10 protein-coding genes and 5 pseudogenes are annotated in these 16,157 nt (G+C 61.6%); 8 read left to right on the top strand and 7 right to left on the bottom strand.

All coding sequences use genetic code 11. The features are described from left to right. Positions 1 to 44: 44 nt before the first annotated feature. The 3 genes from B0G81_RS41715 to B0G81_RS41725 all read right to left on the bottom strand — a co-directional run bounded on the left by B0G81_RS41715 (position 45) and on the right by B0G81_RS41725 (position 3,260). Positions 45 to 1,607 (bottom strand): sugar ABC transporter ATP-binding protein, encoded by a 1,563-nt coding sequence (locus B0G81_RS41715; RefSeq protein WP_134143931.1) that lies wholly within the window; start codon positions 1,605 to 1,607, stop codon positions 45 to 47. Next, complete coding sequence (locus B0G81_RS41720) at positions 1,607 to 2,260, bottom strand: DUF2291 domain-containing protein (protein WP_134143932.1); 654 nt, start codon at positions 2,258 to 2,260, stop codon at positions 1,607 to 1,609. The genes B0G81_RS41715 and B0G81_RS41720 overlap by 1 nt, the downstream gene beginning before the upstream one ends. A gap of 61 nt (positions 2,261 to 2,321) precedes the next feature. After that, positions 2,322 to 3,260 carry a D-ribose ABC transporter substrate-binding protein gene (locus tag B0G81_RS41725; RefSeq protein WP_134143933.1) on the bottom strand — a complete coding sequence of 313 codons (939 nt, stop codon included), beginning with the start codon at positions 3,258 to 3,260 and terminating at the stop codon, positions 2,322 to 2,324. A 334-nt stretch (positions 3,261 to 3,594) separates the two neighbouring features. Between B0G81_RS41725 and B0G81_RS41730 the strand changes: the two are divergent. Both B0G81_RS41730 and B0G81_RS41735 read left to right on the top strand, forming a co-directional pair. Continuing rightward, positions 3,595 to 4,262 (top strand): annotated as a pseudogene (locus B0G81_RS41730) (IS6 family transposase). A gap of 64 nt (positions 4,263 to 4,326) precedes the next feature. Next, a pseudogene (locus B0G81_RS41735) lies at positions 4,327 to 4,545 on the top strand (IS6 family transposase); the annotation flags it as partial. Positions 4,546 to 4,643: 98 nt separating this feature from the next. Here B0G81_RS41735 and B0G81_RS41740 read toward each other — a convergent pair. From B0G81_RS41740 to B0G81_RS41760, 4 genes and pseudogenes are all read right to left on the bottom strand, one after another. Beyond that, positions 4,644 to 5,864, bottom strand: a complete 1,221-nt coding sequence (locus B0G81_RS41740; RefSeq protein WP_243856915.1) for a hypothetical protein — start codon at positions 5,862 to 5,864, stop codon at positions 4,644 to 4,646. Between the two features lie 1,329 nt (positions 5,865 to 7,193). Further along, positions 7,194 to 7,620, bottom strand: a pseudogene (locus tag B0G81_RS41750) (DDE-type integrase/transposase/recombinase); the annotation flags it as partial. A gap of 158 nt (positions 7,621 to 7,778) precedes the next feature. Further along, positions 7,779 to 8,039 (bottom strand): annotated as a pseudogene (locus tag B0G81_RS44290) (aconitase family protein); the annotation flags it as partial. Positions 8,040 to 8,347: 308 nt separating this feature from the next. Then, positions 8,348 to 8,868: pseudogene (locus B0G81_RS41760) on the bottom strand (DNA-binding protein); the annotation flags it as partial. Here B0G81_RS41760 and B0G81_RS45250 point away from each other — a divergent pair. The 6 genes from B0G81_RS45250 to dapA all read left to right on the top strand — a co-directional run bounded on the left by B0G81_RS45250 (position 8,779) and on the right by dapA (position 16,145). Then, positions 8,779 to 9,042 (top strand): hypothetical protein, encoded by a 264-nt coding sequence (locus tag B0G81_RS45250; protein ID WP_243856950.1) that lies wholly within the window; start codon positions 8,779 to 8,781, stop codon positions 9,040 to 9,042. The pseudogene B0G81_RS41760 and the gene B0G81_RS45250 sit on opposite strands and share 90 nt — an antisense overlap. Positions 9,043 to 9,630: 588 nt before the next feature. Further along, a complete protein-coding gene (locus B0G81_RS41765) occupies positions 9,631 to 11,058 on the top strand; it encodes an FAD-binding oxidoreductase (protein WP_134143936.1) in 1,428 nt (475 codons plus the stop codon). 81 nt (positions 11,059 to 11,139) lie between these two features. Then, positions 11,140 to 12,237 carry an ABC transporter substrate-binding protein gene (locus B0G81_RS41770; RefSeq protein WP_134143937.1) on the top strand — a complete coding sequence of 366 codons (1,098 nt, stop codon included), beginning with the start codon at positions 11,140 to 11,142 and terminating at the stop codon, positions 12,235 to 12,237. A 43-nt stretch (positions 12,238 to 12,280) separates the two neighbouring features. Next, the gene (locus B0G81_RS41775) at positions 12,281 to 13,378 is read left to right on the top strand and encodes an ABC transporter ATP-binding protein (protein WP_134143938.1); all 1,098 of its coding nucleotides are present in this window, start codon (positions 12,281 to 12,283) and stop codon (positions 13,376 to 13,378) included. A gap of 147 nt (positions 13,379 to 13,525) precedes the next feature. Further along, positions 13,526 to 15,217, top strand: coding sequence for an ABC transporter permease subunit (locus B0G81_RS41780; protein ID WP_243856946.1), 1,692 nt, complete (start codon positions 13,526 to 13,528; stop codon positions 15,215 to 15,217). A 22-nt stretch (positions 15,218 to 15,239) separates the two neighbouring features. After that, the gene (gene dapA / locus B0G81_RS41785; RefSeq protein ID WP_134143940.1) at positions 15,240 to 16,145 is read left to right on the top strand and encodes a 4-hydroxy-tetrahydrodipicolinate synthase; all 906 of its coding nucleotides are present in this window, start codon (positions 15,240 to 15,242) and stop codon (positions 16,143 to 16,145) included. The last annotated feature ends 12 nt before the right edge of the window (positions 16,146 to 16,157 follow it).

The raw sequence follows: 16,157 nt of genomic DNA on the forward strand, positions 1-16,157 counted from the left end.
GTCTGAACGTTGCATGAACGGTCGCAGCCGCTGCAAGTGAAATGTCAGGCGGCAGCGCGTTCGTCGGCTGGCGAGTGCTCGACCCGATGCCCGATCGCCGACGCCGCCACGAGCGCGTCCTGCGTCGCATCCGCCGCGTCGAACTCAGCCGTGACGCGGCCATTCGACATCACCAGAATGCGGTCTGACAGCGCCATCACCTCTTCGAGATCGGACGTGACGAACAGAATGCCGAGTCCTTTAACCGCCAGATCGCGCATCACCTTGAAAATGTCCGCTTTCGCGCCGACGTCGATGCCTCGGCTCGGTTCGTCCATCAGCAGCACTTTTGGCGCGGTCATCAACGCGCGCGCGATGATCACCTTTTGCTGGTTGCCGCCCGATAGCGAACTGACTGGCAGACGCCAGTCAGCGACCTTGATTGCGAGATCGCGGATATAGCTCGTGATCGAGCCTTGCTCGCGTTGCGTCTGAATGTGAAAGCCGCGCGCGAAGTCGGCGAGGCTTGACAGCGTCATGTTGCTGCCGATCGACAGGATCGGCAGCAATGCATCGGCCTTGCGGTCTTCCGGAATGAGCGCTAAGCCAGCGGCGACGCGCTTCGCAATCGGCTTGTCGTTCAGCGATTTGCCGTCGAGCATGATGTCGCCCGTCGCGTGAGGATGGCAGCCCAGAATGCACTCGAACAGTTCCGAACGCCCCGCTCCCATCAAACCGTATATGCCGACGATCTCGCCCGCATGCAGCGACAGCGACACGTGATCGACCAGCAGACCCGCACCCTTGCGCGGCAGCGATACGTCACGCACCGTCAGCACTTCGCCGCCGCGTTCGTGGCCGACCGGACGCGAGAAATCCTTGGTGTCACGGCCCACCATCTGACGCACGATCCACGACACGTCCACCTGCGCCATCGGCTGATGCCCGGTGATGCGGCCGTCACGCAACACGGTAATGTAGTCGCCGATGCGGATCAGTTCTTCGAGCCGGTGCGAGATATAGACAATCGCCACGCCTTGCGACTTCAGATCGGCGATCACCTGAAACAGCACGTCGACTTCCGCCGCGCTGAGCGCCGAAGTCGGCTCGTCGAGAATCAGGATGCGCGCGTCGTGCGCCAGCGCCTTGGCGATTTCCACCAGTTGCTGCTGGCCGATCCGCAAGTCTTCGACGAGCGTGTCGGGACTCACGTCGAGTTCGAGCCGCTTGAGCAGTTCGCACACCTTGCGGCACTGCGCATCCGCGTCGATATCGATACCGCCACGTGTGATTTCATGCGCGATGAACACGTTCTCCGCGATCGTCAGATTCGGAAACAGGTTCAGTTCCTGAAACACGATGCCGATGCCATGCCGTAGCGCCTGCGCGCTGCTGGCCAGTTCGATCGGCGTGCCGTCGAGTATCAGGCGCCCCGTGCTTGGCTGTTCGGCCCCCGCAATGATCTTCATCAGCGTGGACTTGCCCGCGCCGTTTTCGCCGACCAGCACGTTGACCGCGCCGCGTCGCACACCGAAGTTGACTTCCTTCAACGCGACAGTGCCGGGGTAAACCTTGGTGACTGCTTCGACGTGGAGAATCACGTCGTCATCAAGCGACGGTGCATTCATCACTTCGCTCCGAGGGCAGCGGCGAGCGGCACCACTTCCGGCTGCTCGCTCGAACTGTCGTATGAGAACGCGCCCGTCACGCTCACCATTTGACCTTTCAGGTCTTTGCGCGGCAACGGCTTCATCACATGGGTGGCCGCGTAGGCGTTGAGGGCTGTGCCGAAGCGGGCGTATTCGATCTGATTGCGAAAATCCGCGAATGAGATGAAATCCAGCGAGTCGCGCAAGGTTGTGCCGAGCACGGTGGGTCCGATATCGACGATCACGTCGGCGATGCCGTCGCCCTTCGTATCGATGCCGATCGTGCCCTGGCTCGATTCGGTATCGACCGACACTATCTTGCCGTGCAGCCGGGTCGGGAAAATCCACGGCGCACTTTCGTCCTTGCCGCGATAGCCGTATTTCTTGCCTGCTGCGTCGGGATCGGCCTTGATCGCGTCGAGCAGCACGCCGATGTCGGTTGCACGCTTTTCGACGTCGGGCACGACCTTGCTGCTCCACATCGACGCGACCATCGCGTTCGGGTCATAGTTCGTCGACGAATACGCATCGCGCGAGCCTTTCGACGCTTGCGCGTCGTTCTTGACGAGTTTGCAGCCGGCCAGCGCGACACTCGCGACCAGCACCACGGCCGCATAAACCAAAGCTCTCATGTATTACCTCCATCAACAGCGGATGAGGAACCGGGGACCGCGCGTCCCCGGGCACACAGCTCTAGCGCAGCGCGAACATGTCGAGCTTGCCGGCGTTCGCCTTCGTGATCAGCGAGCAGTTGATCAGCTGCTTTTCGGGCTTGCCGGTCGAACCGGTCTTCAGATACTTGTCGGCCTGTTCGATGGCTTGCGTCGCCGCAAGCGCAGCGGGTTGCAGCACTGTCGCGCGGATGTCGTTACGCACAATCGCATCGCGCACGTCGTTGCTGCCGTCAAAACCCACCACGATGACATCGCTGCGTTTGGCGGCCTTCAACGCGGCCGATGCACCCATCGCCATGGTGTCGTTGCCGGCAATCACGCCTTTGATATCGGGGTGGCTCTGCAGGATCGTCTCCATTACCCGATACGCCTCCGTCTGACTCCAGTTGGCCGATTGCCGCTCGACCATCTTCATGCCCGGAAACTGGTCGATCACGTCGTGATAGCCCTTCGACCGGATGCCCGCGTTGATATCGGCTTCACGTCCCACCAGTTCGACGTAGTTGCCCTTTTCACCGAGCGCCTTGACGAACGCGCGGCCGCCAAGCTGTGCGCCCTGATAGTTATTGGAAACGATCTGCGACACGGCGATACCCGTCGCGTTGATTTCGCGGTCGATCAGGAACGACGGAATGCCGGCGTCCCTCGCCTTGCGTACGGCGGCGATCGATGCCTCGGAGCCGGCGTTGTCGAGAATGATTGCCTTCGCGCCGCGTGCGATGGCGGTGTCGACGAGATTTGATTGCTTGCTCGCATCGTCGTCGTGAACCAGAACGATGGTGTCATAGCCAAGCGACTTCGCCCGCGCATTGGCGGTGTCGGCTTCTGCCTTGAAGAAGGGATTGTCATGCGAAGGGGTGATGATGGCGATCAGGTTGGCCGCCTGGGCGGCGCCTGTTGCAGCGAACAAGCTCAGCGAGGCCGCGACAATTGCGGCCCAACGTGTCGGACGGTTCATCTTTTGTCTCCTGGTTGGACGTCTGGGCGAAGCAAACAAACCAGCGGACGGCGGGTCTTGTAGTCATCACTTATGCCGTCATGATGTCATCATACCAGTATTGCGCCGGTAAAAAGCGGATATTTCGCCAGGGTTTTCGATAACACGCCGAACTAGAGTCGCATCCGGGATTACGGAAGGCGGGGTACGGGTACGGGGCATGCAAGCTTTGACGCACATGGCTCACGGCTTTCTAGGTCAGTCAGCCGATATGCCCGGCCCTCGCCGATTCTGGTGCAAATAGCGCGAGGTCAAATCGGTTAAGGTGTCGGGCTGAACGAATTGAGAACCGACGATGAGCAAGCTGAAGAGCCTGGATGAACTGTTCGCAGGCCGTCACTTTGACCGCGATGTGATCATTCTGTGTGTTCGCTGGTACCTCCGCTACAAGCTCAGCCTGCGCGATCTCGTCGAAATGAGGGCAGAACGGGGCCTGTCGCTGGCGCGCACGACGACCTGCGCTGGGTGCGGCGCTTTGCGTCGGAGTTCGTCAAACGGTGGAACCGCTTTAGCAGGCCTACCAGCCAGTCGTGGCGTGTCGACGAGACCTATCTCGAGCTGCGCGGCAAGTGGGTCTATCTTTATCGAGCGGTGGATCGGGTGGGCCAGACGGTAGACTTCATGCTCAGCGCCAGGCGCGACGTGAAGGCGGCACAAGCCTTTTTCAGGAAGGCAATCAAACATCAAGGCCAGCCGCCGAAGAGCATCACGCTCGATGGCTATGCCGCCTCGCACCGCGCCCTGCGCGAGATGAAGGCCGATGGCTTGCTGCCTGAGGACACGAAGGTCCGATCCTCGAAATATCTCAATAATCTGGTCGAGCAGGACCACCGCAACATCAAGTCCCGGACGAAAGTCATGCTCGGCTTCAAGCGTTTCAGGATCGCAGCGATCACTCTCTCAGGTATTGAGTTGATGCTTGCCGCCATACGCCAGCACGTCACCGCTTTGCAGCGAGGATAAAGAGACTTGACCCATCCTTTGTAAGCCAGTTCGCAAATGGCCTTGACAACTTTCTGCTCATAGAAGCCATCAACCCACGCGTGAACGCGAGCGCCGGATGCGAGGTCTTCGCTTGCCAGAACGCACGCAGTCATTCCTGTCATGCTTCGGTCCGATCCGCCAGCACTTCGCGCTCAAGCGTCATCTGCTACGGGCCTCGCTCTATCGCAAACAGCTCGCCGCGCGATTTGAAGCGTGGCGTCTCTTCACCGGCATTGCCCAAGCTCCGTCCACCGTGTTCTGAGACACGACTGTCCTTGCCGATATCTCGTCATGGAGTCAACAACGTGACAGCGCCACCTCAAGATGTCACGCAAGTGAAGCCTCAAGTTGCGCCGCGCCTCAGTTAGCAGCGAATACCGACACCCCGCCGTTGACGAACCCGTTTGCCGCGCAACTCGGACACCCCGCCGGCGATGTCGCGGAAGAGTATGGAACGAAGATGAGCCCGGTCGCCGGGTCGATCGCAACCGAATGCGCGTTATTGCCCGTGTTCAGGCGGGTGACGACACTGCGGTTGCCGGCGTCGACGATAGTCAACACAGGCGTGCATGGAGATGCCGCCGAGCAGGCGCCGTTCGTCGACGCACTGCCAGAAGACGTCCACCGGCTCGCCGCATTGTAGTAGCGATTGGTGGGCGAATCATATTCGAGTTGATCGCCGCCGCCTGCGTTCAGGGACGCCAGAAGCGCGCCGCTCGAACGGTCAAGAATCTGCATGAGCAAGGGCGCGCCGGTCGTCCCTTCCCTGCACCCAACCGCGATATCGTTTCCGGGTCCGAGTGCCAGCCCAGTAGGATCACAATTGCCTTCGGAGTACATCGCGACGCCCGCCAGGGTCGTGTAGTTCTGCGTGCCACCGCTCGGTATCGCGCGAATGGACGCCCCGGGTAATTTCACCAGTTCGCCATGGGGATTCGCCGTGCTTCCGTCGACGTTCACATAGAAGTTGTCGCTGGCGGCATCGTACCGGCAGGCTTCGAGACCCGCGGTGGGCTTGCCTGTGCTGTCGGTGAACGTCACTTTGGCGACGACGGTCTGCGTGGCCGTGTTGACGAATGTGGCGAACGGGGGCGTCTCTTCCGGGCTCGAGATCATAAAGATGCCGTGCGTGGGATCAAGACAACCTTCATCCGCGCGCACGCCCGTCGTGCTAACCGTGATTTTGCCTGTCACCACGCCAGCAGCGGGATCGACCACCTTCACGGAGTTCACGTCGCCCGCGTAGATGAGGTTGCCGACAGGGGTCGCGCCGTCCGGACCGGCCTGCGAATTCGGCCCGGGACCAAGCCCCGTAAACGCGAGAGGGCCGCTTCCTTGGATGGCCTTGAGGAAGCTCTTCGAGGGTATGTCGATTTGATCCAGAGACGCGTTATTCCTGTCGGTGAAATAGTATCGGCTGCCCGAAACTACGCCAATATCGAATGAGAAGTTGACGCCTGCCGTGACGTTTGGGACGGCGATGTCCGATACATAATGCGGTCCGCTAGTGTTGAGATGATCCCCACCACCACAACCTGCAATCGCGATAGCCGCAGAAGTCGCCAATGCATTCGTCCACATGCATCTCGGCATCGTACACCTCCCGTCATCGTCGTCGGAATGGACCTACCTCAAGCGCGTGCCGGAAGAAATAATGGACGCTGCTATAGCTTAGGCATTTCGTTAAACAGCGGTCCTTATCGTTTTCCCAGGTGGTAAGTGTCGTGCTTCAGTTTTCCATAAGATTTAACGATGGAAGCATCAATGATCTATGCGAAAACGCACAGCATCCGTAACGTACATTCCTGGCAGCAAAGCCCCGTCACTGGATGAACATCCGCGGATGGTACAAGGATAGGTCCTTGCATAAGCTGACCGGTGTTACTACGCGTGATGGTCCCGGTGACTGTGCAGCTACTGGCTGTCCGCTGCGCTATGGCGCTTGCCTCCATGCCACCTCACCCGTCGGCTTGGCGACGAATGCCAACCTCGGCGAGCATGGGCAGAATGCGCTACCAGCAGCAAACGCTGGACCCGGCCGATCCATTCCCGAAATGGTCCCGCGAACCTGCACACGGTTGTGGGGGGCGACGGTGCCACGCATGGCCATTCTGAAGTAACACCAACGAAAGTTACGGCCTTCGCGCCGGCACGTTGCCGGGAGCGCCTCGATTGTCTGGCTGCGGTTGGACCCCTGGACGGTCCGCCCCACGATCCTGGCGCGCACTGTTGTCGCCCGAAGCGTTCTTCTTCGTCGGCGCGCTATCCGATGCTATACGATTTAAGGTTTGCAACTGCAACAGCTTTAAAGCCCGGTTGTTTGTTTCCGCATTGCCCGTACCGGCCAGGCCGCATCCGCATACCAGGCCAACCGTCAGCGTCCATCTGATCATAGTCATTGTCCTCTCCATGGTCCAATATTGGAGGCGCTCAATACGTGCGTTTCGACACCTGTTCCGGCCGGGATGCTGCAAGCGCAGCATCAAAGCGGGACGGGTCCTTGACACGGGATTGATCAAACCTCCGAGCAGACACAAGGCCGACACGGATCACCCAGCAAAGCCGGGTAATCTTGCGGGCAGCTCAAAAAGCCGGCGCCGCGGCCCGCGAGGCCCGCCCCGAGAGCCAATAGCGCGAACAGTCTGACCGTGACTCTCACCTCCTATCAGTTAGAGAGAAGAGGAAAGGTCTTTGTTCGACATTGGCGCGCAAGACCGTAGGGAGTTGTATCGAAAAGTTACGGCTGGAACAGCGACAAGTGCGCGCGATCGACCGACACCCGAATGTCTGAGCGCAGGTGCAAGCGAATGACTCTTCAGCCGACCACTGCCGAATGCAATCGGCAGTGCTTGACCCGGTTGTGGTGATAATTCGGCAGGTGGGCGAGAAATCGCCCATTTTTCAGGGATCTCAACGAGCTGAAAGAACCGCCGTCCAGATCGAGGGCGAAGCGGTATCTTTGAGGTGCACGCCGGTGAGATCAAACTCGCCTTTGCGAATGCGATGCATCAGCTCGATGCCAGAGAGGGTCACGACCGCGTTCCGGAACCGCTTGAACCCGAGCATCACGTTCACCCGCGATTTGATGTGACGGTAATCCTGTTCGATCCGGTTGTTCAGGTACTTCGAGGATCGCAATTTCGTTCGCCTGGGTAGCGACCCGTCAGTCTTCATCTCGCGGACCGCCCGATGAGATGCGCGCGTAGCCGTCCAGCGTGATCGTTCCAGGAGCGCGCCCCTGAGTTCCGATCGCCTTCGCGAAGAATGCCTTTGCTGCCGCCACATCGCGCCTAGCGCTGAGGCGAAAATCGATCGTCTTTTCCGTCCGGTCAGCCGCCGGCGTCGATCCGGGCGATGTCGAAGTTCTCGTCGAGCGCGCTCGTAAGGCAAAGGAGGCAGGAACATGTCCCGGTTGACGGGCGGGTTGTCAGGGTCGGCAATCTCCGGATACGGCATGTCGAGCGTGCGTGGATCGGTGATCATGCCGCTGAGAGCCGAGACGGTAGCTGTCTCCGGGCTGACCGGACACACCTGGTCCTCGCGAGTTCCGGAGCGACCCGGAAAGTTGCGCGGCACCATGCGTAGCGGTATCCCTTTCGTGGCTGGCGCCTGTCCCATGGTGATACACCCGTTGCAGCCCGCCTGGTGCAGGCGCGCATCGGCGCGAAGGAGGCTTACGATGTGCCCATCACGAACAAGCCGTTCGAGCTGCGCCCTCGAGGTTGGATTGACGTCGAACGACACGCGATCGTGAATCGCACGATTCGTGCGTCATGCGGCCGCCACAGCGAAGTCGCGATAACCCGGCTTGGCGGACGAACCGATGTGGGGTTGTCGTACTTTTCGTGCAAATTCTGGCGGTCTGCATCTAAAAATCCATATTGATCAACGGCTTGCGGAGACGCTTATTATGCGAAAGCCCGAAAGCCGGCGATCCTCGGTGCGAGCGGCGCTCCGCGCGACTACCGCCAGATTTCGCACGATTTGGACGATTACCCCTTTTCCAGATCCCGCGAAAAGTCTTCCCTCACTTCCACGAGTTCGTGATCGCGCGCAGCCAGCGCCGCGCTGATACGCCCAAGTTCCGCCTCCAACGCCTGTCGCTGCGCGTGACTTTCAGCCTGCGCCTTGTCGAGCTCCCGAACCTCGACCTGCGCGGCCAGCAACGCGGCGGTGCGCTGCTCGAGCGCGGTCCCGGTGCGTTCCAGCTCAACATGGGCCGCAGTGATGCGTTGCTTCGCCTCGGTACGCCGGCCCTCCACTTCCGCCCGCAGCGCGTCGAGCTCCGCCTGTGCCGAGGCCGTGGCGCGCGTCCAGAGCGTCGCGACCAGTTCGCCGGCGGCCGCACCGAGGTCGGCGGCCAGGTCAGGATGATCGATGCGCAAGGGCTCTTTTCCCGAAGCTCCGCCCAGAATTCGCCAAGCACCTGCGTCGGCGTACTCATGCTGCCGCGCTTTACGAGCTGATACAGCCGGTTCGCGGTCAGCGTGATGCCGTGACGGAAGAACTGCAGCGCGCAGACCTCACGGTACAACTCGCGCGTCTTCGGGAATTCGGCCTTCAGGCGGTCAAAAAATTCAGCCACACCGATGCGCCGATCGTCGCGCGCCGCCGGAAACTCGACCGGCCGCGCCCTGATCATGACCACGGCTCTGATCGCCCCGCGCCCCGCTCAGTTCGCTCGAACTGCCGCCCGGGCTCGACGGTCGCAACGGCGTCACCCGCGAAACAGGCGCACGCAGATCGCCAGGACCGATGATCTCAGCGCGATCCGCGCGTGCCTCGCACGCGTCGTTGCGCGTCGTTGACACGGAGACCACCTTCGAGAACTACCGCAAGGAAGCCGGGCGGCTCTCCTCGTGGTAAATCGTGCAGCTCGACAAGCCGCTGTCGTCGCTCACCATAGAACGCAATTAAGCTGTCTGCATCAACGCCCCCGTGGGATCGATGGAGGTTCTCGTCCTTCGCAAGAGAAAACGGGCGTGTTTGTTGCGACGGTGACGAGTATCTTCTTCAAGCCGACGCGGGCCTGCAACCGGACAATCACTGCGAGAACCGGTCGTCACGTCGGGGCGCAACGGCAATCGCTGGGCGTGCGCCCTGGACCAGCAGGGTGCGCAGACAGCCGTTGCCCTGCCGAGCCGCGCCTTACCGCCGCTACTGCATTGACTGCGCGTGAGTCCGCGCCATCCACGCCAGGAAAAACGCGCATTTCAATCGCTATGCGATTACTTGCATTTCAATGCGATTTTTTTACTCCTATGCTTTTTCTCAGGCAGCGCTGAGCCCATCCGCTCTCATCGAAGCCAAACGCGTCGAAGCCGCAGCTCGATCAAGGAACCCGGTAATGAACTCTGTTGCGCCCTTGTTAGCCCTTCTAGAAACCGAACTCGGAGCCGATGCGATCCTGAGCGCCGACGCCGATCTCGCCGGGTTCACCGAAGACTGGCGCGGCCGTTACAAAGCGCTGGCGCTTTGTGTCGCGCTGCCGTCCACGGCGGCGCAGGTGTCCGCAGTGGTTCGCCTGTGTGCGGCGCACGGCGTGCCGGTCCTGCCGCAGGGCGGCAACACCAGCCTGTGCGGCGGCGCGGTGCCCGCGAGCGAAGGCGCCCGGCCGGTCATTGTCAACCTGTCGAGGATGCGGCGGATCCGCTCGATCGACGCAGCCAACGGTTCAATGGAAGTCGAAGCCGGTTGCGTGCTGAAGACCGTGCAGGATGCCGCCGCTGCCGAACAACGCCTCTACCCGGTGAGCCTCGGCGCCGAAGGCTCATGCCAGATCGGCGGCAATCTGTCGACTAATGCGGGCGGCACTGGTGTGCTGCGCTACGGCAATACACGCGACAACGTCCTCGGCCTCGAAGTGGTGCTCGCCGACGGCACGATCTGGAATGGCCTGCGCGCACTGCGCAAAGACAACACCGGCCTCGATCTGAAACACCTGTTCATCGGCACGGAAGGCACGCTCGGCATCATCACGGCGGCCACGTTGAAGCTGCATCCGCTGCCCACGCATCACGCGCTCGCATGGTTCGCGCCCGTCGATCCATCCGCTGCGCTGCGCATTCTCGGGATGTTTCAAAGCGCCTGCGGTTCGCGGCTCAGCGCATTTGAGATGATCAACCGCCGCCAGCTCGAACTCGTGACCGAACATGTACCCGGGCGACGCAATCCGCTGAGCGAACTGCACGACTGGCACGTGCTGGTCGAACTCGCCGACACGCGCGGCGGCGAAGAAATGACGGAACTGTTGCAGAACACGCTCGAACAGGCGGCGGACGCCGGCCTCGTCGTCGACGCCATCGTTGCGAGCAACAACATGCAGCGCGCCGCGCTCTGGGAGATACGCCACAGCGTGTCCGAGGCGAACAAGAAAGGCGGCGTGGGCCTGACCACCGATTGCGCGGTACCCGTTTCTGCAGTGCCCGCCTTCATCGAGCAGGCCACGCGCGCGGTGCATGCGATCGTTCCCGGTCTCGACATTCTGGTCGTCGCCCACCTCGGTGACGGCAACGCGCATTTCATTCCGTTCTTCACCTTCGACGTGTGGCGCGAACTGCCGGACTCCGCGGCAATGGCGACCGCGATGCGCCGCTGCGTCAACGACGTCGCGCACAGATTGCATGGCACGTTCAGCGCCGAACACGGCGTCGGTCAGGCCGGACTCAGTGAGATGGCCCACTATAAATCCGCTGTCGAACTGACCTTGATGCGTGCGGTGAAGCAGGCGCTCGATCCGCACCAGTTGTTCAATCCCGGCCGTCTGCTGCCATGACGCCCAGCCCTGTGCCCCACTGCGCCGCTCGCGCGGCCTGACCCTTCGCAATCCACGCTTGCCACTTTCCCTGGAGTCGTCATGAAAAAGCAGCCCACACGCGATCAGATTCAACAACCCGGCCGCCGCACGGCCATCAAGGCGGCACTGGCGGGCACGGCGGCGGTCGCCTTTCCGTTTGTCTGGACACCGTCGCGCGCGGCGAACAAACGGATCGTGATTCGCGACGACGGGGGCATTTACACGAAGGCATACGGCGCAGTGTTCTACCGCCCGTTCACTGAGAAAACCGGTATTGAGGTTGTCGGTGTGCAGGCGAACGCCGAGCCGACTGCGCTGATCAAGAGCATGGTCGACACCGGCAGCTACACCTGGGACATGGCGAAGATCAGCCAGCCGGCGATTCTTCTGCTGACTGGCGGCGGCAAGGAATACCTCGAAAAACACGGGCTGGAATCCGATCCGGTGGTCGCGAAGATTCCAAAACAATACATGTCGCCGTACGGCGTGGGCACCAACGTCTACACTACCGTGCTCGCCTACCGCACCGACGCGTTCAAGGGCCGCAAGGCGCCGAGTTCATGGGCTGACATGTGGAACGTGAAAGACTTTCCGGGCCGCCGCGGACTGCGCAAGTATCCGTTCGACACAATGGAGCAGGCCTTGATGGCCGACGGCGTGCCGACCAGTCAGGTCTATCCGTGCAATCTGGACCGTGGCTTCACGAGTCTCTCCAAAATCGCAAAGCATGTCGACGTATGGTGGACCACGGGTGCCCAGGTCGAACAGATGCTGGGTTCCGGCGAAGTGGACATGATCAGCACGTGGGTGTCGCGCGCGCAATCGGCGATCGCCAACGGCGCGCCGGTCGGCATTGTCTGGAACCAGAACATCTGGGGTGTCGACAACTGGTCGATTCTGAAGGGCACGCCGAACGCCAATGCGTGCCGCGAATTCATCAAATTCGCCGCCGATCCGAAACGCCAGGCCGCGCTGGTCGAGTATTTCCCGGCAGGTCTTACGCAACCCGAAGCATTTAACTTCGTCAAGCCGGAGATCGCGAAAAACTGCCCCACGTATCCGCAGAACATGACCAACGGTCTGCATATCGATGCGAAGTACTGGCAGGAAAACCAGAGCGTCGCGCTCGAACGGTTCAATCGCTGGATCCTGACGTAAGCGCATTGCTGCGCCCTGTTACCCTTTCACGGAGGCCGCTTCCATGCCTGCATCGAATCTCCAGATCACGGGACTCAGCAAACGCTACGGCGATTTCGTCGCGCTCGCGCCGACCAGTCTCGCCGTCGCCGAAGGCGAATTTCTGACCTTGCTCGGGCCGAGCGGCTCCGGCAAGACCACCCTGCTCAGCCTGATCGCAGGCCTCGCGTTGCCCGACGAAGGACAGATTCGCATCAACGGCGTGGACGTGACGTATGGCGCGCCGTATGAACGCGACATCGGCATGGTGTTTCAGAACTATGCGCTGTTTCCGCATATGACGGTCGCGCAGAACATTGCGTTTCCGCTGCAGATGCGCAAGACCGATGCGAAGGCCACGCAGGATAAGGTGATGCAGGCGCTGGAGATGGTGCATCTGCCCCACGTGGCGCAGCGCTACCCGCGCGAGCTTTCCGGTGGACAGCAGCAGCGGATCGCGCTCGCGCGCTGCATGGTCTACCGGCCCTCGATCATTCTGATGGACGAACCGCTCGGCGCGCTCGACAAGAAGCTGCGCGATCACATGCAGCTCGAAATCAAGCGCATCCATCGCGAACTCGGCACGACGATCGTCTACGTGACGCACGATCAGGAAGAGGCGATGACCATGTCGGACCGCATCTGTCTGATGAACGCGGGTTCGATCGCGCAACTCGGCACGCCGGCCGACCTGTATTTCCGGCCCAACAGCGTGTTTGTCGCCGACTTTCTCGGTGAATCGAATCTGCTCGACGCGATCGTCACGGGCCGTGTCGGCGATCAGGTGCAGATTAGCCTGCAAGGCGTCGCGAAAGGCGAGGCGATGGCCTACGACCCGGTGATCGGCAACGGCAAGCCGGTCAAGCTGATGCTGCGTCCGCAAAACCTCCGCGTGCATGAAGGGGCGAACCTGGGCACGGGCAGTGGCGGCAGCCTGTCGGCGAAACTCACCGACATCATGGTGACGGGCAGCATGACGAAGCTCTATCTTCAGCCGCATACCGCCGATGCCGCGCCGCTCGTCGCCGCTTTCCCCACTAACCGTTTCGGCAGTCAGTACGAAGTTGGACAGACGCTCGGTCTGTCGTGGCTTGCCAGCGACGCTGTTGCGATTGCGGGGTAAGCGATGAATCATTCCGCCCTGAGCGCCCGCCCTTCGCAACCTGCAGGACCGGCGCAACCCATCCGGCCCGCACCGCGCCGGGCTGCCTGGCGCGCGTGGCTGCGGCCCGGCGCGAAAGGCGCACCGCTCGTGGTGCTGCTGCTCGTGATGCTGGTCTATCCGGTCGGCCAACTACTGCTGCTGAGCATTCACAACGACACGGGCTTCACGCTGATCGAATACAAGCGGCTGTTCGCGTCGTCCGTGTATGTCGAGGTGCTGCTGATCACGCTGAAGGTGTCGTTATGGACCACGTTCTTCTCGGTGCTCGCCGGCTATCCGATCGCGTATCTGATTTCGTCGGCGACGCGTGAACGCAAGAACCGCCTGCTGTTCTGGGTGTTGCTGTCGTTCTGGACCAGCTTCCTCGTGCGTACGTTTGCGTGGGTCGTGCTGCTCGGGCGCAACGGCGTTATCAATCAACTCCTGCTTAAGCTCGGCATCATTGACGAGCCGTTGAGCCTGCTCTATCACTTCGCGAGCGTGATCGTCGGCATGGTGCATGCGCTGATGCCGCTCGCGGTGCTAACCATGCTGTCGGTCATGGAGAACATCGACCGCCGGCTGCCGAGCGCGGCGGCCACGCTCGGCGCGCGGCCCGGCACCGTGTTCTGGAAAGTGTATTTCCCGCTGTCGTTGCCGGGCGTCGCGGCCGGCGCGTTGATGGTGTTCGTCACGGCGATCGGCTTCTTCATCACGCCCACGCTGCTTGGTGGCCGTCACCAGACGATGATCACGCAACTGATCATCGATCAGGTGATGCAGGCGTTGAACTGGGGTTTTGCCGGCGCGATTTCGGTGTTGCTGCTCGCGGTCGTGCTGGTCGTCTTCCTGGTGTACGACCGCATGGTCGGCCTCTCGACCATGGCGGGCGAAAGCGCGACCGCGAAAGGCTCGCGTGCGAACGGCTGGAGCCGCAAGCTCGGCGACCTGATTCTGACCGCGCTCGGCAACGCGACGGATGCGTTGCTCGCCGTCCTGCCGCGCTCGCGCAAGGGCCGCAAACACAACGTGTCCGGCGGCGGCGAAAGCCGGACGCTGCGCGTGATCGTGTTTCTGCTGCTGGTGTTTCTCAGCGCCCCCGCGTTCCTGATGATCCCGCTGTCATTCGATTCGGCTTCCGGGCTGGCGTGGCCACCGCACGGATTTTCGCTGCAATGGTATCGGCAGATCACCGATTCGCCGCTGTGGATGCAGGCCATCACGCGTTCGATGCTGGTGGGCGTTGGCACCGGTTTGCTGTCGATGCTGATCGGCACGCCCGCCGCCTTCCTGCTGGTGCGCGGCGGCATGCGCGGCAAGGCGGCCATGCTGGCGTTCGTGCTGTCGCCGATCGTCGTCCCGCGGATGATCATCGCGGTCGGCATCTTCTATTTCTTCGCGAAGATCGGACTGGTCGGCTCGGCACTCGGCCTCGTGCTTGCTCACACTACGGTCGCGGTGCCCTACGTCGTGATCACGATGATGGCCGTGCTGCGCAACTACGACACCCGCCTCGATCTCGCCGCCCAGAGCCTGGGCGCGCGTCCGTTGGCCACCTTGCGCCGCGTCACGTTTCCGATTCTGGGCGCGGGTTTGATGTCGTCGTTCCTGTTCGCGTTCGCCACCTCGTTCGATGAACTGACCATCGCCCTTTTCACCTCCGGCGGCCTGAGCACAACCTTGCCCAAACAGTTCTGGGACGAGATCACGATGCAGATCTCACCGGTGATTGCTGCAGTCTCGACTTGCCTCTTTATATTTATCGCCGCGCTCATCTGGGTCGCGGACCGTTTGCGCCGCCGCAGCCTCGCTGCCTGAACCTCATTCACAGAGACTTCTTATGCTTTCAGCACAACAATTGCGCGGCGTCCTGCCGGCTATTCCGACACCAGTCAACGCCGACGACACCATCGACAGCGCTGCTGCCCGCACCTTGTTGCGTTATCTGCTCAAGCAGGGCGTGGACGGTATCGTGCCGCTCGGCGGCACGGGCGAATACGGCGCGCTAGCGCGTGCCGAACGTATCCGCATGGCGGGCATTGCCGCCGAAGAAGCGGCGGGACGCATTCCGGTGATCGCGGGTGTACTCGACCCGGGATATCACGACGCGATGCAGGCCGGCAAAGAATTCGCCGCGGCTGGCGCAGACGGCTTGCTGGTGCTGACGCCCTATTACACGAATCCGACCCAGGGCGGCATTCGCGATTACTTTCTGCGCTATGCCGACGAATCGCCGCTGCCGATCCTGATCTACGAGATCCCGTATCGCACACGCATTTCGATCGCGCCTGAAGTGCTGCACGAACTGTCGAAGCACGAGCGGATCATCGGCATGAAGGCGTGCAATACGGATATGTGGCACTTCCTGCGCACCGTCGCCGGCGTCGATGAATCGTTCTCCGTATTGAGCGGCGAAGACACACTGTTTCCGCTGCATGTGGCAGCCGGCGCACGCGGCGGTATCGTGGTGACCGCAAGCCTGCTGCCTAGCGCGTGGCAAGCCATCTACCGGCTCGCCGCCGAGGGCAAGACACAGGAGTCGCTAGCCTTGCACCGTTCGCTGATTCCATTGATGAACATGGCGTTTGCCGAAACCAATCCGGGTCCGATGAAATCAGTGATGGATCTGATCGGCGTGCATGCGCCGACGATGCTCGCGCCGCTGGTTCAAGCGGCGCCCGACTTGTCCGCGAACCTGCGGGTCGAACTGGAAAAACAGCTCGACGCATTCGAGCGCCGGCGCTAAGCGCTGAATAAG

The organism is Paraburkholderia sp. BL6665CI2N2 (genome assembly GCF_004366535.1).
In the GTDB taxonomy this organism is placed as follows: domain Bacteria; phylum Pseudomonadota; class Gammaproteobacteria; order Burkholderiales; family Burkholderiaceae; genus Paraburkholderia.